19 protein-coding genes are annotated in these 26,455 nt (G+C 65.9%); 8 read left to right on the top strand and 11 right to left on the bottom strand.

The genetic code is table 11. The annotated features are described in order from the left end of the window. The first annotated feature begins 2 nt into the window (after nucleotides 1-2). Entirely contained in the window at nucleotides 3-4,616 is a 4,614-nt protein-coding gene (locus L8K25_RS14225; protein WP_242139648.1) for an NAD-glutamate dehydrogenase domain-containing protein, read from the top strand. 332 nt (nucleotides 4,617-4,948) lie between these two features. On the opposite strand, the gene L8K25_RS14230 is transcribed toward L8K25_RS14225, so the two are convergent. The 10 genes from L8K25_RS14230 to L8K25_RS14275 all read right to left on the bottom strand — a co-directional run bounded on the left by L8K25_RS14230 (nucleotide 4,949) and on the right by L8K25_RS14275 (nucleotide 15,732). Further along, nucleotides 4,949-6,064 (bottom strand): PepSY-associated TM helix domain-containing protein, encoded by a 1,116-nt coding sequence (locus tag L8K25_RS14230; protein ID WP_242139649.1) that lies wholly within the window; start codon nucleotides 6,062-6,064, stop codon nucleotides 4,949-4,951. Further along, on the bottom strand, nucleotides 6,064-6,747 hold the full coding sequence (locus L8K25_RS14235; RefSeq protein WP_242139650.1) for a Fe2+-dependent dioxygenase: 684 nt from the start codon (nucleotides 6,745-6,747) through the stop codon (nucleotides 6,064-6,066). Before L8K25_RS14235 ends, L8K25_RS14230 begins: the two co-directional genes overlap by 1 nt. Next, nucleotides 6,741-7,481, bottom strand: coding sequence for a tetratricopeptide repeat protein (locus tag L8K25_RS14240; protein WP_242139651.1), 741 nt, complete (start codon nucleotides 7,479-7,481; stop codon nucleotides 6,741-6,743). Before L8K25_RS14240 ends, L8K25_RS14235 begins: the two co-directional genes overlap by 7 nt. Then, complete coding sequence (locus L8K25_RS14245) at nucleotides 7,481-9,979, bottom strand: TonB-dependent receptor (protein ID WP_242139652.1); 2,499 nt, start codon at nucleotides 9,977-9,979, stop codon at nucleotides 7,481-7,483. Before L8K25_RS14245 ends, L8K25_RS14240 begins: the two co-directional genes overlap by 1 nt. Nucleotides 9,980-10,099: 120 nt before the next feature. Continuing rightward, complete coding sequence (locus tag L8K25_RS14250) at nucleotides 10,100-10,384, bottom strand: ribbon-helix-helix domain-containing protein (protein ID WP_242139653.1); 285 nt, start codon at nucleotides 10,382-10,384, stop codon at nucleotides 10,100-10,102. Nucleotides 10,385-10,432: 48 nt separating this feature from the next. Next, nucleotides 10,433-11,545: an acyltransferase gene (locus tag L8K25_RS14255; protein ID WP_242139654.1), complete on the bottom strand. Its 1,113-nt coding sequence runs from the start codon at nucleotides 11,543-11,545 to the stop codon at nucleotides 10,433-10,435. An 84-nt stretch (nucleotides 11,546-11,629) separates the two neighbouring features. After that, nucleotides 11,630-13,462 (bottom strand): cobaltochelatase subunit CobT, encoded by a 1,833-nt coding sequence (gene cobT / locus L8K25_RS14260; RefSeq protein WP_242139655.1) that lies wholly within the window; start codon nucleotides 13,460-13,462, stop codon nucleotides 11,630-11,632. A gap of 177 nt (nucleotides 13,463-13,639) precedes the next feature. Further along, complete coding sequence (locus L8K25_RS14265; RefSeq protein WP_242139656.1) at nucleotides 13,640-13,852, bottom strand: hypothetical protein; 213 nt, start codon at nucleotides 13,850-13,852, stop codon at nucleotides 13,640-13,642. After that, nucleotides 13,849-14,136, bottom strand: coding sequence for a hypothetical protein (locus tag L8K25_RS14270; protein ID WP_131530556.1), 288 nt, complete (start codon nucleotides 14,134-14,136; stop codon nucleotides 13,849-13,851). The genes L8K25_RS14265 and L8K25_RS14270 overlap by 4 nt, the downstream gene beginning before the upstream one ends. Before the next feature lie 69 nt (nucleotides 14,137-14,205). Further along, complete coding sequence (locus tag L8K25_RS14275; protein WP_242139657.1) at nucleotides 14,206-15,732, bottom strand: acyl-CoA carboxylase subunit beta; 1,527 nt, start codon at nucleotides 15,730-15,732, stop codon at nucleotides 14,206-14,208. 129 nt (nucleotides 15,733-15,861) lie between these two features. On the opposite strand from L8K25_RS14275, the gene acs reads away from it, so the two are divergent. Beyond that, nucleotides 15,862-17,802 (top strand): acetate--CoA ligase, encoded by a 1,941-nt coding sequence (gene acs, locus L8K25_RS14280; protein ID WP_242139658.1) that lies wholly within the window; start codon nucleotides 15,862-15,864, stop codon nucleotides 17,800-17,802. A 91-nt stretch (nucleotides 17,803-17,893) separates the two neighbouring features. Here acs and L8K25_RS14285 read toward each other — a convergent pair whose 3' ends face one another. Continuing rightward, nucleotides 17,894-18,904 carry a methyltransferase domain-containing protein gene (locus L8K25_RS14285; protein WP_347341156.1) on the bottom strand — a complete coding sequence of 337 codons (1,011 nt, stop codon included), beginning with the start codon at nucleotides 18,902-18,904 and terminating at the stop codon, nucleotides 17,894-17,896. Nucleotides 18,905-19,419: 515 nt separating this feature from the next. Here L8K25_RS14285 and L8K25_RS14290 point away from each other — a divergent pair. The 6 genes from L8K25_RS14290 (at nucleotide 19,420) to L8K25_RS14315 (ending at nucleotide 26,455) form a co-directional block, all read left to right on the top strand. Beyond that, nucleotides 19,420-20,478 (top strand): hypothetical protein, encoded by a 1,059-nt coding sequence (locus L8K25_RS14290; RefSeq protein ID WP_242139660.1) that lies wholly within the window; start codon nucleotides 19,420-19,422, stop codon nucleotides 20,476-20,478. Further along, nucleotides 20,479-21,399 (top strand): NAD-dependent epimerase/dehydratase family protein, encoded by a 921-nt coding sequence (locus tag L8K25_RS14295; RefSeq protein WP_242139661.1) that lies wholly within the window; start codon nucleotides 20,479-20,481, stop codon nucleotides 21,397-21,399. 87 nt (nucleotides 21,400-21,486) lie between these two features. Then, on the top strand, nucleotides 21,487-22,845 hold the full coding sequence (locus L8K25_RS14300; protein ID WP_242139662.1) for a hypothetical protein: 1,359 nt from the start codon (nucleotides 21,487-21,489) through the stop codon (nucleotides 22,843-22,845). Continuing rightward, nucleotides 22,838-23,911 (top strand): GDP-mannose 4,6-dehydratase, encoded by a 1,074-nt coding sequence (gene gmd, locus L8K25_RS14305; RefSeq protein ID WP_242139663.1) that lies wholly within the window; start codon nucleotides 22,838-22,840, stop codon nucleotides 23,909-23,911. Before L8K25_RS14300 ends, gmd begins: the two co-directional genes overlap by 8 nt. 28 nt (nucleotides 23,912-23,939) lie before the next feature. Further along, entirely contained in the window at nucleotides 23,940-25,805 is a 1,866-nt protein-coding gene (locus L8K25_RS14310; protein WP_242139664.1) for an ABC transporter permease, read from the top strand. Continuing rightward, nucleotides 25,802-26,455 (top strand): ATP-binding cassette domain-containing protein, encoded by a 654-nt coding sequence (locus tag L8K25_RS14315; RefSeq protein ID WP_242139665.1) that lies wholly within the window; start codon nucleotides 25,802-25,804, stop codon nucleotides 26,453-26,455. Before L8K25_RS14310 ends, L8K25_RS14315 begins: the two co-directional genes overlap by 4 nt.

A 26,455-nucleotide genomic window follows, 5' to 3' on the forward strand; every position in this document is an offset into this window, starting at 1 on the left:
GCATGCCTAAGACCACGCTGAAATCGCTGTCGGATGCGCTTGCCGTCCGTCTCACCAAAGGTGCACTTCCCGGGGAGTTGCAGGGCTTCGGGGAGGCCGAGCGCGCTACCGCCGCCAGCTTCGTCGCCGCCACCGCCGAGCGGCGCGCGCCCGCCACCGCGACGATCGCGCTCGAGCCGCTCCCGGCAACCGACCCGCGCCGCCTGATGCGGCTCGCGATCGTCAACGACGACATGCCCTTTCTGGTGGATTCGATCGCGGCGACGATCGGAGCGCACGACATTTCGATCGACCGGATCATCCATCCGGTGCTGCGCGTGACGCGCGATACGGACGGCGCGCTGACCGAGGTCGACGAGGGTGCCGCCGAATCGATGATCTATATCGAGCTCGAACGCGTCGATGCGCGCGAGCGGCGCGAGCTCGTCACCGATCTCGCCAAGAACCTTGCGGACGTCCGTGCGGCGGTCGGCGACTGGCATGCGCTGCAGGACGCGCTGTCGGCGGATATCGCGACGCTCCCCGAGGGCGAGGGAAGCGCGCTGCTCGCCTGGCTGCTCGACCGCAACATGACCTTGCTCGGGCACCAGACGTGGTCGGGAACAGGGTCGAACGATGCGGCGACCGAAGCGCAGGCGCTCGGCATCGCGCGCAATCCGCAGCCCGTGCCGATCCTCGCCGAAGCGTCGCGCAGTCTTGCGATGCGCTGGTTCGAGGATGGCGGCGAGGCGCCGCTGCTGCTCAAGTCCAACCTCATCTCGGGCGTCCACCGGCAGGTGCCGCTCGATCTCGCTCTCGTCCCGCTGCGCGATGGCGCGCGCGTGGCCGGCCTGTCGATCCACGCCGGATTGTGGACCAGCGCCGCGCTGGGCGCGGCGCCCGAGGACGTGCCGGTCCTGCGCGCGCGGCTCGCTGCGCTGGAGGCCAAGTTCGGGTTCGACCCCAAGGGCCATACCGGCAAGGCGCTGACGCATGCGCTCGCCGCACTGCCGCACGACCTGATCACCGGCTTCACGCCCGAGGCGCTCGAGGATGTCGCACTCACCGCCATGTCGCTGGCGGATCGTCCACGGCCCAAGCTGGTGCTGGTGCGCAGCACGCTCGGGCGGCATCTGTTCGCGTTCGTGTGGCTGCCGCGCGACGACCTCACCACCGCGCGGCGGATCGCGATCGGCGACATGCTCGCCCAGGCGGCGAACGCAAGCGTGCTCAACTGGTCGATCGCGGTCGACGATACGATCGCGCTGATCCGCTTCACGCTCGATCTGCGCGAAGGCGGCGTGCTGCCCCAGACCGAGGCGCTCGACACGCGGATCGCGCGGATGGTGCGCGGCTGGGTTCCCGCGGTCGAGGCGGCGCTGGTGGAGCAGACCGACGCCGCGCGCGCGGCACGCCTTGCGCTCAGACATGCCGCGAGCTTCCCGCAGGGGTATCGCAGCGCCAACACCGCTGAGGAAGCCGCGCGGGACATCGTGCGGCTGGCGCGGCTGGAAAACCCCGGCGATCGCTCGGTCCGGCTGTACCGCGACGAGCGCGGTGCGACCCGGCTCAAGATCTACCGCGAGGGCGGCGCGCTCGCGCTGTCGGACGCAGTGCCGGTGCTCGAGAATTTCGGCTTCCGCGTCATCGAGGAACTCCCCACCGCGCTGCTCGGTGACGAACAGGGGTTCGTCCACGAATTCCTCGTCGAGATGGGCGGGACCGTTCCCGATGCGACGCTGCTGGAGGACGCGATCCGCGCGGTGCTCGAGAATCGCGCCGAGAATGATGCGTTCAACCGGCTGATCGTCGATGCCGGGCTGTCCTCGGAATCGGTGCTGCTGTTCCGTGCGTGGTTCCGCTATCTGCGGCAGGCCGGGCTGACCTATGGTCTCGTCACCGTGGTCGATGCGCTCCGGCGCGCGCCGAAGGTCGCCGCCGCGCTGATCGAGCGGTTTACCGCCGCGCACGATCCGAAGCGTGATCGTTCGGGGATCGAAGCCGCCGATGCCGCGATCGATGCTGGGCTCGATGCCGTGTCCGCGATCGACGACGACCGTATCCTGCGCTCGCTGCGCAGCGTGATCGCCGCGACGCTCCGGACCAATGCGTTCGCGCCCGCAGGGCAGGTCGCGCTGGCGTTCAAGCTCGACAGCCATCTCATTCCCGGCCTCCCCGCGCCCGTTCCGTGGCGCGAGATGTGGGTCTATTCCGCACGGATCGAGGGCATCCATCTGCGCGCCGGCCCGGTCGCGCGTGGTGGCCTGCGATGGTCCGACCGGCGCGACGACTTCCGCACCGAGATCCTCGGGCTGATGAAGGCGCAGCGCGTCAAGAACGCGGTGATCGTGCCGACCGGCGCGAAGGGCGGCTTCTATCCCAAGCAGCTTCCGCCCGCGTCGAACCGCGATGCGTGGCTCGCCGAGGGGACCGAAAGCTACCGCGTGTTCATCCGCACCCTGCTGTCGATCACCGACAACATCGTCGAGGGTGCTGTCGTGCACCCGCAGGACGTCGTCGTGCATGACGGCGAGGATCCCTATTTCGTCGTCGCCGCCGACAAGGGCACCGCGACCTTCTCCGACGTCGCCAATGCGATCGCGCTCGAGCACGGCTTCTGGCTGGGCGACGCGTTCGCGAGCGGCGGGTCGGTCGGCTATGACCATAAGGCGATGGGAATCACCGCCAAGGGCGCGTGGGTCAGCGTCCAGCGCCACTTCGCCGAGCGCGGGACCGACGTCCAGACGCAGCCGATCCGCGTCGTCGGGTGCGGCGACATGTCGGGCGACGTGTTCGGCAACGGCATGTTGCTGAGCGCGGAGCTCAAGATCGTCGCGGCGTTCGACCACCGCCATATCTTCCTCGACCCCAACCCCGACCCCGCCGCGTCGTTCGCGGAGCGCACGCGGATGTTCGCGCTGCCGCGCTCGAGCTGGGCGGATTATGACGGGTCGCTGATCTCCACGGGCGGCGGGGTGTTCCCGCGCACCGCCAAGGTGATCGCGCTGACCGACGAAGTCCGCGTAGCCCTCGGCATCGCCGAGCGCGAGATGGAGCCGGGCGCGCTGATCTCGGCGATCCTCAAGAGCCCGGTCGACCTGATCTGGTTCGGCGGGATCGGCACCTATGTGAAGGCGCGCGCCGAGAATAACATCGCGGTCGGCGACCCCGCCAACGACCGTCTCCGCGTCGATGCCGAGGACCTGCGCGCGACCGCAATCGGCGAGGGCGCGAACCTGGGCGTGACGCAGGCGGCGCGCATCGCCTTCTCGGCGCATGGTGGCCGGATCAACACCGACTTCATCGACAATTCGGCGGGCGTCGATTGCTCGGACAATGAGGTCAACATCAAGATCGCGCTCAACCGCGAGATGATCGAGGGTCGCCTCGCGTTCGAGGATCGCAACGCCTTCCTCGCCGGGATGACCGACGACGTCGCGCATCTGGTGCTCGAGGACAACCGGCTCCAGACGCTCGCTTTGTCGATCGCCGAGGCGGGCGGGGCACAGACCGTGCCGAGCTATGTCCGGCTGATCGAGATCTTCGAGGCGGCAGGCTCGCTCGACCGCGCGGTCGAGGGGCTGGCGGGGAATGACGACCTGCTCCGCCGCTCGGCCGAGGGCCGCGGGCTGACCCGGCCCGAGCTGGCGGTGCTGCTCGCGACCGCCAAGCTTGCGTTGCAGGCGGCGATCGAGCGGTCGGGTCTTGGCCTCGCCGACGAATTGCTTCCCGATCTCCACGCCGCTTTCCCGCGCGCGATGCAGGAACGCTTCGGCAAGGCGATCGACGAGCATCGGCTGCGCGGCGAGATCGTCGCGACCAAGCTCGCCAACCGGATCGTCAACCGGATGGGCGTGCTCTACCCGTTCGAACTGGCCGAGGAAGAAGGCGCCGCGATGAGCGACATCGCGGGGATGTTCGTCGTCGCCGAACGGCTGTTCGACCTCCCCGCCCTGTGGCGCGAGATCGAGACGACCGACATGCCCGAGGCCGCGCGGATCGCCTTGTTCGACGAGACGGCGGTGGCGACGCGGTCGCAGATCGCCGACCTGCTCCGCGCGACGCGGACCGGGTCCGGGCCGGGCGATACGCTCAAGCGGCTTACCAAGGGCATCGTCGAGCTCGACCGCCAGACCAAGGCGTTGCTGCTGGAAGAGGCGAGCGCGCACAGCGCCCGGATCGCCGGCGCGCTCGAGGCGGCAGGTGCGCCCACCGCGCTGGTGCAGAAGGTGGTTCGGCTGTTCGAGATGGACGGCGCGGTCGGGCTTGCCGATCTCGGCGACCGGCTCGGGATCGACGAGACCGTGCTGACGCGCGCGTTCACGCGGCTCGGGCAGGCGCTCGGGCTCGACTGGGCGCAGGCGAATGCGGCGCGGATCGATTCGAGCGATCCGTGGGAGCGGCTGCTGATCGCGGGCCTCGCGCGTGATTTCCAGCAGTTGCGGCTCGAGTTCCTCGCGCGTTCGGCGGGGGGCAAGCTCGATCCGCAGGCTTTGGTCGAGACGTGGCTCGGCGACAATGCCGCGCGCGTCGCGCAGTTCAAGGCGGTGGTCGACCGCGCGCGGCTGGCCCCTGCCCCGAATGCGGCGATGCTGGCGCAGATCGCGGGTCAGGCGCGGGTGTTGCTGGGGCGGTAGAGCGGTTCCGGTTATTGGGTACGCGTCCCTGCCCGGTGCAGGGACGCGGCCTTTCTTTCTTTTAGGAGCCGGCGTTCTGGCGGTTCTGCCCCCCCCACACTTCGTCATTCCCGCGAAGGCGAAACCTTTGCACAAAGGCAATTGGAGGTTTGGTCGCCCCCCGTTCCCGAAAAGCTGCCGTCATGCTGAACTTGTTTCAGCATCCACCGCGCAACAGGCATGGTCCGGACTCGCGGAAGGCTGGATCCTGAAACAAGTTCAGGATGACGGATGTTGGAGACCGATCGAAACGACGGCCGGCGGTGGCGAAAGCTTCAAAGAGAAGGAGTCCCCTACGCCGCGACCCGCGCGCGCTGCTTTGCCTTCAGCGCGGCTTTCCACCCGCGGGCGCGCCACCACATGATGATGCCGGTGACCGCAAGCACCGCGGGCAGGATCCCGCCCAGAAACACCAGCAGCTGCCAGACGAACCCCATCCGCGTCCCGTCGTGCAACCGCCGCATCGTCCGCGCGAGCGTTTCGCGTTCGGGGCGTGCGGGCTTGGCGCGACCGGTCGCGTCGTCGACGGTGACGGTGACAGCAGCGGGGGTCGATCCGGCGAACTGGACCTTCCATTCGGGCTTGCGATCGGTCGGCCATTCGACCCGCGCGATGTTTCCTGGCGTCACCGATCCGGCCCGGCTGAGGACCGCGTCGAGCGCAAGCGACGGGCGTTCCAGCACCAGCGGTCGCGCGCCGGGGCCGCCCGCCCCCCGCGCGCCGGGGCCAGTGCCGCCACCGCCGATCCCGGCAAACACCTGCGGAAACGCGATCCACACCCCCGTCAGCGACAGCATGAACAACGGCAGCGCGATCCAGAAGCCGAACAGGTGGTGCAGGTTTGTGTCGGTGTTGCGATGCCGCCGCCAGCGCAGCCCGCGCGCCCAGCGCCCGACCGTCGGCCACCATAGCCACAGGCCCGAAACGCTCGACAGCAGCATCGCGACGCCGATCCACCCGACGATCTGCCGCCCGACCCCGGGAACCAGCAGATTGCCGTGGAGATTGTGGAGCACGCGCAGCACGCCACGCGCGCTGGTGCCGACCGCGAGGATTTTCGCAGTCGGCGGATCGAGATAGACCGTCGTGCGAAGCGGCGGGCCGCGGCGTGCGGGATCGGGCGGGGTGATCGCCATCACCTGGACCGGCCCTTCCCCCTCAGGCAGCGCAAGGCTGGCGATCCGTTCGCCGGGCTTCAGAGTCGCCCGCGCCGCCGCGACATAGCGTTGCGGGTCGAGCGTGGTCGTGCCGGTCGTCGCATAGCGCGCCGGGTTGAGGACGTGATCGACCGCCTCGTCCCACACCAGCACCGCGCCACTGAGCGAGAGCGGGATGATCAGGATCGCGAGCAGCAGCCCGATCCATTTGTGGAGCTGGAACCAGACGTTGCGGAGTGCAATCTTGGACATCAGACCTCCGCCCAGCGGCGCAAAAGATTGTGATAGACGCCCGTCAGCCGGACGATCTCGGGATCGTCGCTGCCGAGCCGGGCCGCGATCGACTGGATCGCGGTATCCTGTTCGAACAGCAGCGCGCGCGCGCCATCGTCGCGGACCATCGACTGGAGCCAGAAGAACGACGCGACCCGCGTGCCGCGCGTTACGGGCGTGACGTGATGGACGCTGGACGCGGGATACAGCACGAGCTGCCCCGCCGGCAGCTTGACGCGCTGTTCGCCGAACTGCGTCGCGATGACGAGCTCGCCCCCGTCGTAGCTGTCGGGATCGGACAGGAACAGCGTCGCCGACAGGTCGCTGCGGATGCGGAAGTCGCTCCCGCGCCGGATGCGGATCGCGGTGTCGACATGCGCGCCGAACGCATCGCCCTCGGCGTAGCGGTTGAACAGCGGTGGGAAGACCTTGAGCGGTAGCGCACTCGCCACGAACAGCGGCGACGCGGCGAGCGCATCGAGCACCAGGCTGCCGCCCGCGCGCGCCACCGCGCTGTCCTCGGGCAATTGCGTGTTGCGTTTGGCAAGCGCGGATTGCGCGCCCGAGGTCGCATTGCCGTCTATCCAGTCGGCGGCATCGAGATCGGCGCGCAAGGCGGCGACCTGCTCCGCCGACAGCAGGTCGGGAATGACCGTCAGCATGTGGCACTCCGGATCGCCTGGACCCCGCGCGCGCGGAACGCCGCGACGTCGCAGGCGGCGAGCCAGGCTGCGGCCTTCTCGACGAAGGCCGGGGTCGCACTTGCGCCCGCCCGTCGGAGCCAGCCAAGCCCCTCCTCGACCTGGCCGGTCCGGCCGAGCATCCGCGCATGGTTGAACGCGCCGCGGAAGTCCCCGCCCTGCGCCGCGCGCGCATAGCATTGCGCCGCCGCCTTGAGATCGCGCGGGACGACCCAGCCATCCTCATGAAAGCTGCCGATGAAGTTGATCGCCTTCGCGTTGCCGAGCGCGGCGGCCTTGCGGAACCAGCCGAGCGCCGCCACCCGGTCCTCGTCCACGCCATGCCCGAGTGCGAGCAACGTCGCGTAATTGTACATGCCCCAATCGAGTCCGGCCTCGGCGGCGATCCGGTAGCACGCCGCGGCGCGCGCCTTGTCGGGCCTGGTGCCCCAGCCGAGGTCATAGCAGCGCCCGACCATGTTGATCGCCATCACATGATGCTGCGCCGCCGCGCGCACGAACCAGCCGAGGGCGGCGGTCGCGTCGCGCGGCACGCCCGTGCCGTCGAGCAGCATCTGACCATAGACGGCCTGCGCATCCGCCATTCCCGCGTCCGCCGCCGCGCGGACGAAGGCGGCGCGGTGCTCGGGTGGACCCGAGAGGTGCGCGGCGATCTGCTCCGGCGACAGCGCCGCCAGTTGCTCCGGTGTCAGCATCAGAACTTGGCCGTCACCGTGCCGAACACCGTCCGCCCGGGGGCGATCGCCGCGTAATGCGCGGTGAAGGTCTGGGTGAAATAGACCGTGTTGGTGAGGTTCTGCGCGTTGACGCTGATCTCCACATTGGGGGTGATCGCATAGCTCGCGCGCGCATCGAAGCGCCAGTAATCCGGGATCCCGCGCGACAGGATGGTGGTCGCGGGCGTGATCGTCACGACCCCCGCGCTCGTCTGGGTCGCGGCGCGATTGTCGGCATAGCCGCCATATTGCCGGCCCATGTAGATCGCGCTGCCGCCGATCTGCAGCCCCTTCAAAAGCTCGTAATTGGTCGTCGCGGTGAAGCTCTGCTTGGCGGTCTGCGGGACCTGTCGGCCGGTGTTGACCGAGGGGACGTAGACCGTCTGCGCCGGCGCCGGGCCATTGGCCGCGACGGTCAGCGCACTGTTGCCGCCGTCGACCATCTTTGGGTCGAGATAGGTATAGCCGCCGAACACCGTCCAGCCGGGCAGGATCGTCCCGCTCGCGGTCAGTTCCACCCCGCGAATGCGGGTGCGGCCGAGGAAGCCGACCGTGTTCGCGTCGATCTGGACGCGCGCGTTGGTGATGTCGGTCTGGAACACCGCCAGCCCGAGCTGGAGCTTCTCGTGGAACAGGCTCCCCTTGGCGCCGACCTCGTAGGATTTGGTCTTCTGGACCTTGAGACTGTCGAGGATCGCGAGATTGGCCGCGCTGTTGGTGGTCGGCAGCGCATTGTCCTCGCGCCCTTCACCGAGCAGCGCGTTGGGCGGCGTCGCGGCGGTGGCGTAGCTTGCGTAGAGGCTAGTCTCGCTGGTCGGCTTGAACACCAGCCCGGCCTGCCAGTTGAACAGCGTGTCGGTGCGCGACAGCCGCGTGGCGGTCGATCCAGCGGCGAAGGGCAGAGTGACGGTCGACTTGAACCGGTCGTAGCGCGCGCCAAGGTTAAGGATCAGCTGCGGCAGCAGCGTGACCGAATCGAACCCGTAGACCGAGACCGTGGTGGCATCGTTCTGCGTTTCGGTATTGGCGGCACCCCGCACGATCGCGGTGGCCACGCTCGACGTGTCGCTGGCGTAATTCACCCAGGGGTCTGACGGGTTGGGAGCGAACAGGCTGGCGCAATAATAGCGCGCGATCGTCGCGCTGTTGCAGCGCGGGCTGATCGTCGATCCGTTGGCGGAGACGAAGATGCCGCGACGCGTCTTTTCCCAGGCGAGCTCGGTGCCGACCGCGAAACTGTGCTTGATCCCGCCGGTGGAGACGGTGCCGCTGAGGTCGGTCTGGTCGATCAGGCTTTCGGTATAGCTGTAACGCGTGTTGCCGCGCCGCCAGACATAGCCGCCGGTCAGCACGTCGCCGCGCGCACCCGCCGCGCCCGTCGGGTTGGTCGTCGCGGTGCCGAAGACGTTGCCCTGGCTGTCGTCGGGCAGCGTGAAGATGTACGCCTGGTCGCTGTGCGCATAGCGCGCAGTGTTGCGCAGCGTGATACCGCCGAAATCATGCTCGACCCGCAGCATCGCCTGGTTGGTCGTCGCGTCGCGGAAGTCGCGATCCTCCAGGCCGTAGAAGGCCGAGCGCTTGACCGTCCCCGTCTGACCGCCGCGCGTGGTGATCGTGCCGATCGCGGGGGTGGTGAAGACGTTCCCCGCCGGCAGCGCGCAGGTGGTCGCCGAGCAGACATATTGGTACGGGATGCCGCTGTCCGGCAACTCGTGGCTTTCGAGGTAATAATAGCTTGCGGTCAGCCGCGTGGGCGTACCGAGGCCGAGCGTGACACTGGGCGCGAACCCCCAGCGCTTCGCATAGATCGAATCGCGGTCGGCGAACTTCTGGTCGTGCCACACCCCCTGGAGCCGGAAGGCGGCGGTGTCGCCCAGCTGGACGTTGACGTCGCCGGTGACGCGTTTGAAGTCGCCATTGCCATAGCTCGCGCTCGCCGTGCCGAAGGTGCGAAGTTGCGGCAGGCGCGACAGGATGTTGAGCGATCCGCCCGCATTGCCGCGCCCGCCGAGCGTCGAATCCGACCCGCGCACGATCTGGATCGAGTCCACCGCGAACACTTCCCGCGTCTGCGACGACAGGTCGCGCACGCCGTCGACATAGACGCTGCCCTGGCTATCGAAGCCGCGGATGAACGGGCGGTCGCCGATCGGATTGCCGCCTTCCGCCGCGCCGAAGGTGATGCCGGGAACGGTGCGGAGCGCATCCTGGAGTGAGGTCGATCCGGTTTGCTGGATCACCGATTTGTCGAGCACGACGATCGACTTGGGCGTGTCGACCAGCGGCGCGACGAGCTTCGGATCGCGGCGCGGCTCGCGCTGGCCGTGGACGACGATGTCGAGTTTATGGTCGGGGTCCTCGTCGTTCGCCGGGGGCGGTGGCGGGGGCGCATCGTTGGCGAAGGCGGGCAGGCTCGCAAAGGCACCGACACAGGACAAGGCGAGGTAGGCAGGCTTTGCGGCGACGAGACGTGACATGAAATTTCCCCATTCGTTGGGGTCTCGCTATTGCGAGTCACTCGCATTGTCAACGCTATTGAGAATTACTCTCATTTGCGTGCCTGCAGGAGTCGGCTTTGCGCCACGGTCAGCCGAAGACTACAAACGCTCACAAACTTCCAGGATCGCGATGCGCTCCGAAACCACCCAACTCCGCAGCGCACTCGCCAGATTCGGTGGATCGTCCGCCATGATCCGCAGCGCATCCACTTGCGCGATCACGGCATTGAGCGGCAGCCCGCGCACCCGCGCGGCATCGTCCAGCGCGCGCCAGAAGATCGGTTCGAGACTGATCGAAGTCGCATGTCCCGCAATTGTCACCGACCGTTTGACGGGGCCGACAAAGCCGCCTGGAGGGGGCATGATTTGCATGTTTTCAGCCATATGTCTCGGACCCGCCAGCGACCCCAATGGCCTTCCTGTACCAACGGACTACCGCGTTTCGACCGGCCTGCCAGTCAACGGCACCAGTGACAGCCGCGCAATTGCGGTCGTTATGCCACGTCTAACCGGCCCCTCGCCATAGACGGTAACGAGCCACGCAAACACAGTCGCGGCAAGAAAGGTGCCGCCAACGACGACTATCGGCGACAAGGGGCTGCTCGCCGCATTTCCGTAGGTAATTATCGAAACCCCAATCTCGTTGTGCAGCAGATAAAGGGGATAACTGATATAGCCGAAGAAAGCGGGTATCGGACTGTCCAGCATCACCTGCAGCGCTGGCGAAACCTGCGCTGCCGTGAAGGCGAGAGCGACAAGTATCAAAGCCGCCCGATCCGACCATTGGAGCGGTATCGTGTTCACCTGGATCAGCGCCGTGCCGATCGCGAGCAAGACAGCCTTGGCAAAGAGGCGCAGATCATCATTCTCGCGCGCCTTCCAGAACATGGCTCCGCTCGCTAACCAGCTGTAGAGTTGCATGTTCAACCATTCGAGCGGCTCAATGCCACGGGTCAGAAGGGGCGGGACGCCGAGCATAGTCAGAACGGGCCGTCCAAAGGTCGTGACAAGGGCAAGTACCACCAGAACCGCAGTCGCCACCCTCCAATCAAACTTGAAGTAGCATATTCCAAATACGACGTAAAAACCGGCCTCCGTGTAGAGGGTCCAGAACACCGCATCCATCGACTTAAAATCGACATGACTCACTGCATGCAGAATTGATGGCGTGATGAAGGTCAAACCAGGTATGATATTAAACCATTGGTGCGTCACATGTGGCCCCGGCAGGTCTGTCGTTGCGTTGAACAGAAAAACCACAGCGGTTGCGATCAGCATCACGGGGAAAAGCCTGAGCCACCTTCGATAGAGAAATGTTCCGAACGCGCTACATTTCTCGAGGGTCATCAGAATGACGAACCCCGAGATCATGAAGAACAATTGGACACCAACCCATCCATGCGCGACGATGGGCGACAAAACCCCGGCATTATATCGCACGAGGCCGGAATAAACCGGTCCGCAGTAGTGATAAAAGACCACGAGTAGGATCGCCAGACCGCGAAACCCGTCGAGATACCGGAGCCGGCCGCTATTTTTGTGCATGGCCTACCGCCCCCGGGTTACTCTAGAATCATAAAAAGTTGTGCTATCTCATCAATATATCGCAGCTTTGAAGAAACGCTAGCCTTACTGCGTATCGAACAACGCGGCGAGCTGCTCGATCAGCGTGCCCCCCAGTTGCTCGGCATCCATGATCGTCACCGCGCGCGCGTAATAGCGCGTCACGTCATGCCCGATCCCGATCGCGGCGAGCTCGACCGGCGACTTGGCCTCGATCCAGCCGATCACCTGCCGCAGATGCCGTTCGAGATACGACCCCGAATTGACCGACAGCGTCGAATCATCGACCGGCGCGCCGTCCGAGATGACCATCAGGATCTTGCGCTCCTCAGGCCGCGCGATCAGCCGCGAATGCGCCCACAGCAGTGCCTCGCCGTCGATATTCTCCTTGAGCAGCCCCTCGCGCATCATCAGCCCGAGCGAGTTGCGCGCGCGCCGCCACGGCTCGTCCGCCTTCTTGTAGACGATGTGCCGCACGTCGTTGAGCCGCCCCGGCTGCGGCGGACGCCCCGCCGCCAGCCACGTCTCGCGCGATTGCCCACCCTTCCACGCGCGCGTGGTGAAGCCGAGGATCTCGGTCTTGACCCCGCAGCGTTCGAGCGTGCGCGCGAGGATGTCCGCGCTGATCGCCGCGATAGAGATCGGACGGCCGCGCATCGATCCGCTATTGTCGATCAGCAGCGTGACGACGGTATCGCGGAAGTCGGTCTCGCGCTCGATCTTGTAGCTCAAGGACAGCGTCGGGTTGACCACGATCCGCGCGAGCCGCGCCGCATCGAGAATGCCCTCCTCCTGGTCGAAATCCCAGCTGCGGTTCTGCTGCGCCATCAGCCGGCGCTGGAGCCGGTTGGCGAGCTTGGTCACCGCGCCCTGCAGATGGACGAGCTGCTGGTCGAGGTACGACCGCAACCGCACGAGTTCGTCCGCGTCGCACAGGTCGGTCGCGGCGATCACTTCGTCATAGGCGGTGGTCCACGCCTTATATTCGAACTGCGGCGCGAAATCCTGCGCGGGGCGGTTCGGGCGGACCGGAAGCATCCCCTCCTCGCCATCGTCGCCAGGCTCGCCGTCCATGTCGTCGAACGTATCGTCGCCCTGCTCCTGGCCTTCGCCGTCCTCGGCCTCGGAATCCTGCTCGGACCCGCGCGCCTCGATCTCGCCCTGGCCTTCCTCGCCCTGGTCGTCGCCGTCCTGGCTCTCGTCTTCCTGCTGTTGTTCCTCGGTGCCTTCGTCCTCGTTGCCGCCCTCGTCGGATTCATCGGGCAGCATGTCTCCCTCGACCAGCTCGAGGTCTTCGAGCACGCGAGTCACGAGCCCCGCGAACGCGCGCTGGTCGTCGATCGCGAGCGCAAGCCCGTCGAGGTCCGTGCCCGCCTTCTGCTCGATCCAGTCGCGCACGAGTTCCAGCCCGGGCTCTGCCGCGGCGGGCGGGGGCGCCCCGGTCAGCCGCTCGCGCACGAGCAGCGACAACGCAGTCGACAACGGCACCTCGTCGCGGTTGCGCGCGCGCGTGATCGGGTCGGCGCGCAGGCGGGTCTCGAGCGCCCGGCCGAGATTCGCGGTGATCCCGGCATAGCCACGGCTGCCGAGCGCCTCGACCCGCGCATTCTCGACCGAATCGAACACCGCGCGCGCGACCGCATCGCCCGGGGCATGGCGGGTATGGATCGCGGCATTGTGGTGCCGCAGCCGGAGCGCGAACCCGTCGGCGAACCCGCGCGCCTCGGCGACCTGCTCAGGGGGCAGGCTCCGCGCGGGCATCGGCACCTTGATGTGCTTGCCCGACTGGGTCGGCGCGTCGGCAGTGTAAGCGAGCTCGATCTCGGGTTCGTCCGCGAGCGCACGCGCGGTCCCGCCAAGCACGGCCTTGAAACGATCGAGAGGGGTATCAGTAGCCACGGGTCAACTCCGGCACGACGCTGTGCCCAGGTGCGAAATCGTGATCCACGGGGATCGCCGCAACCGGGGGTGGTGGGATTGTCGGCTGCCACGTGCAGGGCGGCGCCACCGAAACCTAGCTATCAGATTGCGCCCGCGCCGAAAGGCAAAACAGCGGTTGGCGCAACGGTATCAGCGTCAGCCTTCGATCCGTGGCTGCGCGCTGCTCCGCGCACCCATCTCGATCATCGTCTCGATCCGGACGACGCGCTTGTCGATCATCGCGGCATAATCGCTCAGGCCCTTCACGTCTGACGCGAGCCGATCGACTTTTCGGTCCATCACTTCCAGACGTTCCTGCATCAGCACGACGTTGCGGATCGCCTCCAGCGCGTCCCCCAGCGAACTCACGTGCGGATGCCAGCGGCGCGCAAGGTCCGATCGACCTCGTCATGGGTCGCGTCGAGCGTCTCGATCATGCGATCGATCGCGGCGGCCATCCGCGGCATCGCCACATTGACTTCGCTGACCAGCGCCGCGAGGTCGGCATCTTCGCGGTCCGCACCCTCGGCAATGTATCGGCTCGATGCCTCGCGCAGTACATGCCCGACCGAATGCCCGGTCCGCGCCGCATAGGCGTCGAGCGCTGCCTTATCGTCTGGCGTCGTCAAGAACGTCACGCGTGCGGTCTGCATGGGGCGACTCCTTATAACCTCATTATAAGGTGCGCCCGGGCGGTTGCAAGGTGAGGTGCCGGAAGGGACTCACAACGGAATGTTGTCGTGCTTCTTCCACGGATTCTCGAGCTGCTTACCGCGCAGCTTGCGCAGGCCGAGCGCGATCCGGCGGCGAGTCGAGTGCGGCTGGATCACCTCGTCGATGAACCCCTTGCTCGCGGCGACGAAGGGATTGGCAAAGCGTGCCTCATACTGTGCGGTCTGCTCCGCGATTTCCTCAGGCGTGCGACCGCGGAAGATGATCTCGACCGCGCCCTTCGCGCCCATCACCGCGATCTCGGCGGTCGGCCAGGCATAGTTGAGGTCGCCGCGCAAATGCTTGGACGCCATCACGTCATACGCGCCGCCATAAGCTTTCCGCGTGATCACGGTGATCTTCGGCACGGTCGCCTCGGCATAAGCGAACAGCAGTTTCGCGCCATGCTTGATGATCCCGTTCAATTCCTGCGCGGTCCCCGGCAGGAAGCCCGGCACGTCGACGAAGGTGACGATCGGGATTTCGAACGCATCGCAGAATCGCACGAAGCGCGCGGCCTTCTTGGACGAATTGATGTCGAGGCACCCGGCGAGCACCATCGGCTGGTTCGCGACGAAGCCGACGGTGCGCCCCTCGATCCGCCCGAAGCCGGTGATGATGTTGGCGGCATGGGTCGGCTGGATCTCGAAGAAGTCGCCTTCATCGACGGTCTTCCGGATCAGCTCGTGCATGTCGTACGGCTGGTTGGCGGAGGCGGGCACCAGCGTGTCGAGCGACTCCTCGAGCCGGTCCCACGGGTCGGACGACGGTCGCTCGGGCGACCCCTCGCGGTTCGACGCGGGAAGGAAGTCGACGAAGTCGCGCGCGGCGAGCAGCGCCTCGATATCGTTCTCGAACGCGACGTCGGCGACGCCCGACTTGGTCGTGTGCGTGACCGCGCCGCCGAGTTCTTCCTGCGTGACGATCTCGTTGGTGACGGTCTTCACCACATCGGGGCCGGTCACGAACATGTAGGACGAATCCTTCACCATGAAGATGAAGTCGGTCATCGCAGGCGAATAGACCGCGCCGCCAGCGCATGGCCCCATGATCAGCGAGATCTGCGGCACGACGCCGCTCGCGAGCACGTTGCGCTGGAACACCTCGGCATAGCCGCCGAGCGACGCGACGCCCTCCTGGATGCGCGCGCCCCCTGAATCGTTGAGCCCGATCACCGGCGCGCCGACCTTGAGGGCCATGTCCATGATCTTGCAGATCTTCTGCGCATGGCGCTCGGACAGCGACCCGCCGAACACGGTGAAATCCTGCGAGAAGACGAACACCAGCCGACCATTGATCGTCCCTGATCCGGTGACGACGCCGTCGCCCGGAACGATCTGGTCCTGCATCCCGAAATCGACGCAATTATGCTCGACGTACATGTCGAGTTCCTCGAACGAGCCTTCGTCGAGCAGCACCTCGAGCCGTTCGCGCGCGGTCAGCTTGCCCTTGGCGTGCTGCGCGGCGATGCGTTTTTCGCCTCCGCCCAGCCGCGCCGCGGCGCGCTTGCGTTCCAGTTCGGCGAGGGTCGAGGACATGGCAACTCCTAAGGATCGGCTTGAACACGCGTTTGCGGGTTCTTTTCGCGTTTTCAGGCAGGAACGCAACAGCCCGCCTTGCCAAGCCCCCGCCTCCCCCGGCAGATAGCGCCCCGCAGGAGAGCGTGCATGTCCGATCCAGACCTCTATCCCGTCCCCGCCGCATGGGCCGCGCACGCGCGCGTGGATGCCGCCGGCTATGCCGCGCTTTATGGCAGCAGCCTCGCCAACCCCGACCGTTTCTGGCTGGAACAGGCGAACCGGCTGGACTGGATCAAGCGCCCCGCCATGGCGGGCGACTGGTCGTTCGATGAACAGGATTTTCACATCAACTGGTTCGCCGACGGCACGCTCAACGTCGCGGCGAATTGCCTCGACCGCCATCTCGCGAAGCGCGCGAACGACGTCGCGCTGATCTGGGAACCCGACCTGCCGAACGAGGACGCCCGACACTTCACCTTCGGTCAGCTTCATGCCGAAGTCTGCCGCTTCGCCAACGTGCTGAAGGCGCAAGGCGTCGCCAAGGGCGACCGCGTCACGATCTACATGCCGATGATCCCGGAAGCGGCGTTCGCGGTGCTGGCGTGCGCGCGGATCGGCGCGGTCCATTCCGTCGTGTTCGGCGGCTTCTCGCCCGAGGCGCTCGCGGGGCGGATCGCCGATTGCGGCTCGACGATCGTCGTCACGGCCGACGAAGGGCGGCGCGGCGGCAAGACGATCCCGCTGAAAGCCAATGTCGATGCCGCCGCGGCGCAGGCGCCGGGACTCGCCACAGTCCTCGTCGTCCGCGCGACCGGCGGCGCGGTTGCATGGCAGGACGGGCGCGACGTCTGGTATCACGAGGCCGCCGCGGACGTTCCCGCGACCTGTGATCCCGAACCGATGGGCGCGGAAGACCCGCTGTTCCTGCTCTACACTTCGGGCAGCACCGGCAAGCCCAAGGGCGTGCTCCATACCACCGGCGGTTACCTGGTGTGGGCGAGCCTGACGCACGCGCTTGCGTTCGATTACCGTCCCGGCGACGTCTGGTGGTGCGCCGCCGATATCGGCTGGGTGACCGGCCACACCTACATCCTCTACGGCCCGCTCGCGAACGGCGCGACGACGCTCATGTACGAGGGCCTGCCCAACTGGCCCGACGCGAGCCGGATCTGGCAGGTGGTCGACCGCCACAAGGTCAACACGCTGTACCTCGCGCCGACCGCGCTGCGCGCGCTGATGAAGGATGGCGACGGCTTCGTCACCGCGACCGACCGCTCATCGCTCAAGCTGTTCGGCACCGTCGGCGAGCCGATCAACCCCGAAGCGTGGCGCTGGCTGCACCACATCGTCGGCGAGGGGCGCTGCCCGATCATCGACACCTGGTGGCAGACCGAGACCGGCGGCGCGATGATCGCGCCGCTGCCCGGAGCGACCGACCTGAAGCCAGGCTCGGCGACCACGCCCCTGCCCGGGATCGAACCCCAGCTGGTCGACCCCGAAGGCAAGGTGCTGGCCGGCGCGACCGAAGGCAACCTCGTCATCGCGCGCAGCTGGCCCGGCCAGATGCGCGGGCTGTGGGGGGATGCGGACCGGTTCTTCCAGGCCTATTTCTCGACCTATCCGGGCAAATATTTCACCGGCGACGGCGCGCGGCGCGACGGCGATGGCTATTGGTGGATCACCGGCCGGGTCGACGACGTCATCAACGTCAGCGGCCACCGCATGGGGACCGCCGAGGTCGAGTCCGCGCTGGTGCTTCACCCGCACGTGGCGGAGGCGGCGGTCGTCGGCATGCCGCATGACATCAAGGGCCAGGGCATCTACGCCTATGTCACGCTCAACTCGGACATCGATCCGTCGGGCGACCTCCACCGCGAACTGATCGGCTGGGTCCGCAAGGAGATCGGGCCGATCGCGACGCCCGACAAGCTGCAGTTCGCGCCGGGCCTGCCCAAGACGCGCAGCGGCAAGATCATGCGCCGCATCCTCCGCAAGATCGCCGAGGGGGACGTGTCGAGCCTCGGCGACACGAGCACGCTGGCGGATCCTGCGGTGGTGGACGATCTGGTGGCGAACCGGGTGGTGTGATTCCAGCCCCGTGCCCGCCGGACAGGACGAGCGGGTCAAACGCACGCCCCGCCGCAGCATGGACGCCGTTTGACCCCAAGCACCCCCGCTCTTACTGGAACAACCGCGCAAACCAGCCTCTTCGGCGGTGTTGCTCCTGGGCTTGCGCGGCGGCCTGCATCAGGCCCTCCTGCCGGTAGGTCGACCCTGCCGCCTCGTGCACGCGATCGATCAGGAAACTCAGGTCGTGATGCATGACGCCGAGCCGATGCTCGATCCCCTCGAGATTGACCGAGCCGGTCGAATGCCCGACGCCACTGCTCTTCTTGGCGGGTGGGGTCAGCGCGGGATCCCCGGTCTTTTCCAGGACCACGAGAAACTCGACAGTGTCGTCGACCACGTCGATGACCTTCGCGCCGATCAACCCCGCGCTTTCGACTTCGCGGAACACGGACCGGAAGGATTCGGGCGTCCATACCGTGCAGTGTGCATCGATGTAGGGGCTGTCATTGTACAAGGCGACCCCCGTACTGATGATATCGCTCCTGGAATAATGCGGCTTCAGCCGAACCACATCTTCGGGCTTAGTCCAGTCGACAATGTCTTCAGCCGTTATGGACAGCGAGTTTGACATGAAGTCGAGAACCTGACCGACCGTTGGCACGATTGGCTGCTCGATCCACCACTGCAACAGTTGCGCGAAATCGGTATCCTTACGGTGGAAGTCGTTGTTGAACTTCCTGTTCGGCAGGAACAGCGCGACCCGTCCACCGACCTTCAGCGTCTCAAGGATCTCATTCAGCCATCCCAGGGTATTGGGAACATGCTCCATGACATGCGACGCGATCACGAAGTCGAAACTTTCATGATCGTTCATGCACTGCTTCAGGGTCTTGCCCGGCTGCCATACGAAGTCGATCTTGGGCACGACCGCCCCGTTCAAACCCGGATTTTGCGACGCCTTCTGAACGATCGTTTCATTGTCGATACAGTCAGTATATCGGACGTTGTACGCGTCCTTGCCAAGAACAGGCTGAAAGTAGGGAGAGACCTCCAGGCCATAGCCTTGCATGTTAACGAGCTGCGCTAAAGACTCTAGAATACCCGCTCTGTGCGCTACCATTCGTTGATCCCCCGTTGGTTTGGGGCGTGCTAACGCATCCGTTGGGCGATTGCACTAGCCTGTTGCGGCGACGACAATTCCGACACGAAATCCACAAGGAACGCGCCTGAAGATCGTGGACGATCAACATGCCGACACAGATGCGACACAGCATGAAACCCGGTGGTCGCCGCGCCCGTACAGCCGGCACCTGCCCTTCTCCGACCCCGCTCGAGATGCCGGCCGCTCCGCTCGCGGACGTCGGGCGTGCCAGCCCATCCCGGCTTCCCCGCGACCGCCAATAGCCGCACGATCCCCGCCCGATCCGCACATAGCTATCCGTTGCAAGCCCCGCGGTTCTGACGCATAGGCTCCGCCGCAACCTTGGTGACCAAAGGGATTGAACATTGAAGGATCCCTCGCCGGATCATACGCACGAGGGTCATTTCGATACGGTGCGGGATCTATCTCGTCCGACGCGGCCGTCGTACCATGTCAGAAACTTGTCACGCCATACTACGCCGTTCAGACTGTGGTTGGCGATCGTCCTGATCCCGACCCTGTTGTTTACTGCCTACATGCTGTTCGTGCAGACGCCGTCTTATCTCTGTGAGTTCCGCGTGATCGTGCGGAACGCGCAGGAAGGCGGCAACTCCGCCTTCCCGCAGATTACCGGAATCGGCCTGCCCTCGGTCAACGCAGCCGACAGCTACGCCATCATCCAGTATCTGGAGAGTGGATCCGGCGTGAAGGATCTCGACCGCCGGCTGAACCTGCGCCAGCTGTATTCCGCGCCCAATATCGACCCCACCTCGCGCCTGTCGTCCAATGCGTCGCCGGAGGCGTTGGCCCGCTATTGGCAGAACCGGATCGACGCCTATTACGAGAACACCACCAATACGGTGGTGGTGAGGGTCCGCGCCTATGATCCAGCCACCACGCTGCGGCTGTCGCAGGCGGTGCTGGCGGCATCGGAACAGCTGATCAACACGATGACGGCGCGGTCGCGCCGCGATCTGGTGGCTTACTCGCGCAAGTCGGCGGCCGACGCCGGTATCGCGCTGCGGCGGATCAACGCCCAGTTCCAGGGCCTGCGCAACCAGCGCGGCATGCTCGATCCACAGCTCGCCGCACGGGCGAACATGGAACAGCAGACGACGCTGCAGGGGGAGATCGTCAAGGCGCAGACCGAACTGGCGCTGCGCGAAAGCTACTCGCCCGGCTCGCCCGCCCTGCCGACATTCCGGAAACGGATCGCATCGCTGCGCGCCGCGCTCGCCGCGTTGCAGGCGCACTCGACGGGCGACCAGGGCAGCGGCGGCAACCTTTCGGGTGCGCTCAACGCGTTCCAGCAGTTGCAGGTCGAACAGGACTTTGCCCAGAAACGCTACGAACTGGCGATGGCATCGCTGGAAAAGCAGGAAGCCCTGGCGGCGCAACAGCAGTTGTACCTGGACACCATTTTCGGTCCCACCCTGCCCCAGGAACCGGACTCGCCGCGCATCGCGATCGCGATCGCCACGTTCCTGGCCTTCGCGATGTGCGCATGGATCATCGCGACCCTCGTTCTGAAATCCTACCGAGAGAGGGTTTAAGTGGCCGACATCCTGGTAACGGGGGGTAGTGGCGTGGCCGGCGCTGCGCTCGAGGCGCTGCTGGTCGCCCGGGGCGCGGATGTGCGCGTCCTGCGCGGGCGGGCCGACGGCGACCTCGAGGACTGGCACGTCTGCCGCGCGGCGTTCGAGCGCGAGCGGCCCCGCTTCGTCTATCATCTGGCGGGCGCCGTGTTCGGCATCGGCGGCAACACGGCGTTCCCCGGCGATGCCTTCCGGCGCAACACGTTGCTCAATCTCCACGTGGTCGAGGCGTCGCGCCAGATCGGCGTCGAGAAGATCGTCGCAATGGGGACCGCCGCCGTCTACGCCGATGGCTTGCAGCAGCCGATGCGCGAAAGCGACGCGCTCACCGGCGAGCCGCATGCCTCGGAATATGCCTATGCCTTCGCCAAGCGCGGCCTGCTCGTCCAGCTCGAAAGCTATCGGCGACAGTTCGGAACACGCTTCGCTTATGCGATCTCGACCAATCTCTACGGCCCGCATGACCGCTTCAACGTCGAGTACGGGCATGTCATCCCGTCGCTGCTGATGAAGTTCGAATGCGCCCGTCGCGACGGCGGGGTCGTCGAGATCTGGGGCGACGGATCGCCCCAGCGCGACTTCCTATATGCCGCAGACGCGGCTGCCGGGCTTGCGCTGATGATGGAGCAGGGTGACGGCAGCTACAACCTCGCGTCCGGAACGCCGTGCACCATCAGCGAACTCGTGACGGCGATTGCGGCTTTCTATCCCGACGTCGCGTATCGCTGGAATCCGGACAAGCCGCTCGGTCAATTACGACGGTCCTATGACGTCGGCCGGATAAAGGGTATCGACTTCCAGGCGGCCCATTCGATCGAGAGCGGCCTGGCGGCGACGATTGACTGGGTAAGATCAAACTTCGATGAATTGCGTGTCTGAAGAGGTCCCACTGCGGCGTCCGGCGCAAGCTACTGACGCCGACCGGCAGACATGCATCGCCGACGATAGAAATCGGAGACTTTACACATGGCACGCTTAGCCATTGTCAGTACTTATAACGAAAATTGCGGCAACGCGTCCTATACCCACGTTCTGAAAACGGGCTTTAGCGAGTTCGTCGACGTTGACGTTCTGCCGCTCGATCTCTTCCTTCTCCAACGCAAGGGCAGCGCGTTCACGCGCGCCGGTGACGCCCATATCCGGGCGATGGCCGCGACGTTGCGGACCTATGATTACGTCAACATCCAGTTCGAAGCCGGGCTGTTCGGCCGGACCGTCGCGGACGTCCGCCGCCGGATCGGCTGGCTGATCGAAGCGGCGCCAAACCTGATCCTGACGATGCATCGCGTCGACGTGGATTCGACGTCGCGGTGGCATGCCGCGTGGCTCGCCATCCGGGCGCGTTCGTTCAAGCCGTGGAAGCGCCGGGCCGGCTCCAAGCGGTACGTGGATCTCTATCGCGGGATCATCGAACAGGTCGGCCGGGAAGCGAAGCACAAGAACGCGTGGATCAAGGTCCATACCAAGCGTGAGCGTCGGATCATCACCGACATCTATCAGATGCCCCATTGCTTCGACTATCCGCTCGCCTTCCTGACCCCCGAGGAGCGTGACGCCGCCTGGGCGCAATCGGACATGGCGAGCTTTCACGAACGGAACGGCTTCGGTCCGCACGACAAGATCGTCGGCCTGTTCGGCTACATCTCCGAATATAAGGGGATCGAGACGGCCGTGCAGGCGCTGCTCGAATTGCCGCCGGAATATAAGCTGGTGTTCTTCGGCAGTCACCATCCGCAGTCGATACAGGCCCATTCGGCGGTGCATCCGTTCATCGACAAGCTCATCAAGCTGGTCGACGAGGTCGTCTCGTCCGTGGACGCGCGCGAGCGCGGCGACAGCCGGGTCAGGGCGGTCGGCAAACCGATCGAATCCCTGGACGAGGCCGGCCGCGTGATGCCCGTGCCCGCCACCGTTTCGCCGCCCCCACGCCTTTCGGCGAGGGTCCGCTTCGTCGGCAACCTGCCCGATGCCGAATTCATCGAGGCGTTGCGCCTGTCGGACGCCGTCGTCCTGCCGTATATCGAGGTCGGACAGAGCATGTCCGGCGTCATCGTGCTGGGCATGGAAGCCGGTGCCAAGCTGGTATGCGCCAACAACCATTCGTTTGCCGAAACACGCCGCTATTTCGGCGATACGTTTCTGGGCTTCGACATCGGCAACTATGTCGAACTCGCGCAGAAGGTCCAGCACGCAGCGGCGCAGCCCGAACGCTCGACGATGCGCGAGGCCCGCGACCAGGCCTATGCCCGCTACAACATCGCCGGTAGCATCAAGGCACAGCTCGACCATTTCCAGCACGTTGCAGAGAAGAATCCGCATGTCTAAGGTTGCTCTCATCACCGGTGTCACGGGGCAGGACGGCGCGTATCTCGCGCGGCTGCTGATCGACCAAGGATATGCCGTCCATGGCATCATCCGGCGGTCCTCCGCCCCGAACGTTCATCGTCTGTCCAAGCTCCTCGGCGGGAACATGGCGAACGGGCGGCTGAAGCTTCATTATGGCGACATCACGGACTTTTCGTCGATGGTCAGGATCATCGCCCAGGTTCGCCCGACCGAAATCTACAATCTCGCCGCGCAGAGCCATGTCGCGGTCAGTTTCGAAACGCCGGAATATACCGCCAATGCCGACGGCATCGGCGTCCTGCGCCTGCTGGAAGCGATCCGCACCGCCGGACTGAACGATCATGCGCGCTTCTATCAGGCATCGACGTCCGAACTGTACGGCAAGGTGCAGGAAACGCCGCAGACCGAAACCACGCCCTTCCACCCGCGCAGCCCCTATGGCGTCGCCAAGTTGTACGGGTATTGGATCACCGTGAACTACCGCGAAGCTTACGGCATGCACGCGTCCAACGGCATTCTGTTCAACCACGAAGGCCAGTTGCGCGGCGAATTGTTCGTCACGCGCAAGATCAGCAAGACCGTCGCGCAGATCAAAGCCGGTCACAAGCAAACGCTGCGGCTCGGCAATCTGGAGGCGCGACGCGACTGGGGGGACGCGCGCGATTACGTCCGGGGAATGCACCTGATCCTGCAGCAGGAGGAACCCGACGACTATGTGCTCGCGACGGGCGAGATGCACAGCGTGCGCGAATTCGTCGAGGTCGCGTTCGGGCATATCGACCGGACGATCCGTTGGGAGGGCGAAGGCGTCGACGAAGTCGGGCTGTGCGCCACCACGGGCGAGATGCTGGTGATGGTCGATCCGGAATATTTCCGGCCGGCCGAAGTCGATCTGCTGCTGGGCGACCCCACCAAGGCGCAAACCAAATTGGGCTGGAAGCACGAGCGCAATTTCGAGCAGCTCGTCACCGACATGGTGAGCGCCGACGTCGACCGGCAGCAGCGGATTTCCGACAGCCGAATGGTGCTCGAGGACTTCCTGTGAAGCACTCCGGCGGGGAGCAACGCGACACATGCCGAGCCAGGAGCTGATCGAAGCCACCCGCCGCGCCGCGGCCGAGGAGGCGCTGGCCGCGGCACTGCGTCACATGGCGGCAGGCGAGCACCAGCAGGCGCGCGCCACCCTCGAGGCCGCGCTTGCGCAAATCGGCGAGCAGAAGGACTTGCTGGCGCAACTCGCGCTGCTGCAGGCAGCCGCTGGCGACCAGCGGGCGGCGATTGCGACCCTGCACCGCCAGTCCGCGATCGCGCCGCTGGAAGCGGAACAGCACGCGTTCCTCGGCTTCGAGTATCTCGGCGCGCACGAACCCGAGCTCGGCGAGGTGCACCTGCAGGCGGCGGTAAGCGGCGCCCCGGACAATGCCGTCTACAGGACGGCGCTGGTCCAGGCGCTGATGCAATTGGGCCAGGCACGCGCGGCGGTTGGCGCCGCGATGCCCGCGCTCCGCCACGGCGCGGTGAGCGGGCCGCTGTTGCACGCGGTGTTCGCCGCGACGATGCAGCTCGAACGCCCCCGCCTCGTCGGTCTGGTCCAGCGGCGCGTCCTGCGCCTTCATCCGGACGACCCTGCGATCCGCTTCGGCATGGCGCACGCGTTCCTCGCCAATGGGCAGGATGCGGCCGCGTTCGACCTGCTGTCCGATCTCCCCGACCACGACGATGCCGAACTGTGGTTCCTGCGCAGCGTTGCGCTGGCGCAAGGGAAACGCTTCGAAGAGTCGTTCGTGGCGATCGAACGCGCGATCGCGCTTGCGCCAGCCGAGCGGGGCTATCTGCGTCATGCCGTCGCCGTGCTCGGACAGCTTGCCCGGCACAGCGATGCGGCAGCCTTTCTCGACACGTTGACGGATTCCGACCCCGACGGCGCCCCCGATGACGAAGCCTGGCTGCGCGGCGTCTTTGCGACCTATACCGCCGCCGGTCGCTATGATCGCGCGATCACGGTCGGTGCCCGGCTCGTCCAGATGGCGCCCGACGATATCGACTTCCTGTCGGTCTACGAAACGGTGATCAGCAAGCATCTCTACGCGCGCCTGATCAACAGCAAGCCGACCTGGGCACCGGCGCCGGACCGGCCGGCCCGCGCCCCGACCCAGGGTCGCATCCGTCCGGCGAGTTTCCTGCGAAGCTGCTCGGCGCTTTTCCGCCGCGAACTGAAGACGCGTTTCGGACGGTCGCGCGCCGGCTACCTCTGGGTGCTGTTCGAACCGCTGGCGCATATCGGCATCATGATCTTCCTGATCGGCATGCTCAACCATGGCGGCCTGCCCCCGATGGGGCAGAGCTTCGCGGTGTTCTATTTCACCGGCATCATTCCGTATCACATCTTCACGCACACCGCGGGTCATCTGATCGGCTCGGTCCCCGAAAACCGGCCACTGCTGCAGATTCCCCGAGTCCGCATTCTCGACATCTTCGCCGCACGCGCGATCCTCGAGGCGTTGACCGAACTGATCGTCGCGACGATCTTCCTGAGCGCTTTCCTCATCGTCGGCATGGACGCGATGCCGCTCGAGCCGCTCGCGGTCGTGGGCGCGCTGCTGTTGCTGTGGGTCGCAGCGCTGGGGGTCGGCATGATCAGCGCCGCGATCGTTTCGGTCTTTCCAGGGTGGGAACGGATCTGGGGGGCGCTGGCATCGATCATCTACTTCTCGTCCGGCACCTTCTACGTCCCGCGCATGATGCCGATCTGGATCCGCGACATCCTGGTTTGGAACCCGGTCCTGCAGGGCATCGAACTCGTGCGCTTCCACTATTTCCATGAACCCGCGCCCGAATGGCTCAGCGTCGGCTATCTGGCCGGCTTTGCGATTGGCGCCGTCACGCTCGCGCTGATCCTGGAACGGGTGATGCGTCGGCGCATGCTGGACGTCGAATGATCGAACTCGACCGCGTCACCAAGATCTACCATCCACGCGGCGGGGGCCGCAACGTCGTGCTCGACAAGGCGAACGTCGTCTTCCCGACCGGACGCAACGTCGGCGTGCTGGGCCTGAACGGGGCTGGCAAGTCGACCCTGATCCGGCTGATCTCGGGAACGGAAATGCCCGACAGCGGCGAAGTGCGGCGCGATCGGCAGGTATCCTTTCCGCTCGGCCTGGCCACGATCTTCCATCCCGACCTGTCGGGGCGCGACAATGTCGCGTTCCTTGCGGACATCTACGGCGTCGACCGCCGGTTCCTGGCCGATGCGGTCCAGGACTTTTCCGAACTGGGCCGGCAGTTCGACAACCAGACCAAGACCTATTCCTCGGGCATGTTGGCCAAGATCGCCTTCGGTGCCTGCCTAGGCATCGATTTCGATATCTACCTGATCGACGAAATCACCGAGGTCGGCGATGGAAATTTCCGGGAAAAGGCGCTCGCCGCATTCGCCGAACGGACCGCTTACGCCGACATCATCCTGGTGTCGCACAACGTCGACACGATCCGCCAGTTCACCGACATGGGCGCGGTGCTGCATGGTGGGCGCATCGAGATGTTCGAGGATGTCGAGGCTGCGATCGTGCGGTATCGTTCGCTGACGTGA

Origin of the sequence: Sphingomonas sp. TREG-RG-20F-R18-01 (genome assembly GCF_022662475.1) — a bacterium.
GTDB lineage: Bacteria > Pseudomonadota > Alphaproteobacteria > Sphingomonadales > Sphingomonadaceae > Sphingomonas.

Coding starts and splice junctions, on each gene's coding strand:
- L8K25_RS14230 (WP_242139649.1), bottom strand. CDS start 6,064: ATGTCCAAGATTGCACTCCGCAACGTCTGGTTCCAGCTCCACAAATGG.
- L8K25_RS14225 (WP_242139648.1), top strand. CDS start 3: ATGCCTAAGACCACGCTGAAATCGCTGTCGGATGCGCTTGCCGTCCGT.
- acs (WP_242139658.1), top strand. CDS start 15,862: ATGTCCGATCCAGACCTCTATCCCGTCCCCGCCGCATGGGCCGCGCAC.
- L8K25_RS14250 (WP_242139653.1), bottom strand. CDS start 10,384: ATGGCTGAAAACATGCAAATCATGCCCCCTCCAGGCGGCTTTGTCGGC.
- L8K25_RS14300 (WP_242139662.1), top strand. CDS start 21,487: ATGGCACGCTTAGCCATTGTCAGTACTTATAACGAAAATTGCGGCAAC.
- L8K25_RS14270 (WP_131530556.1), bottom strand. CDS start 14,136: ATGCAGACCGCACGCGTGACGTTCTTGACGACGCCAGACGATAAGGCA.
- L8K25_RS14255 (WP_242139654.1), bottom strand. CDS start 11,545: ATGCACAAAAATAGCGGCCGGCTCCGGTATCTCGACGGGTTTCGCGGT.
- gmd (WP_242139663.1), top strand. CDS start 22,838: ATGTCTAAGGTTGCTCTCATCACCGGTGTCACGGGGCAGGACGGCGCG.
- L8K25_RS14285 (WP_347341156.1), bottom strand. CDS start 18,904: ATGGTAGCGCACAGAGCGGGTATTCTAGAGTCTTTAGCGCAGCTCGTT.
- L8K25_RS14245 (WP_242139652.1), bottom strand. CDS start 9,979: ATGTCACGTCTCGTCGCCGCAAAGCCTGCCTACCTCGCCTTGTCCTGT.
- L8K25_RS14310 (WP_242139664.1), top strand. CDS start 23,940: ATGCCGAGCCAGGAGCTGATCGAAGCCACCCGCCGCGCCGCGGCCGAG.
- L8K25_RS14315 (WP_242139665.1), top strand. CDS start 25,802: ATGATCGAACTCGACCGCGTCACCAAGATCTACCATCCACGCGGCGGG.
- L8K25_RS14240 (WP_242139651.1), bottom strand. CDS start 7,481: ATGCTGACACCGGAGCAACTGGCGGCGCTGTCGCCGGAGCAGATCGCC.
- L8K25_RS14235 (WP_242139650.1), bottom strand. CDS start 6,747: ATGCTGACGGTCATTCCCGACCTGCTGTCGGCGGAGCAGGTCGCCGCC.
- L8K25_RS14275 (WP_242139657.1), bottom strand. CDS start 15,732: ATGTCCTCGACCCTCGCCGAACTGGAACGCAAGCGCGCCGCGGCGCGG.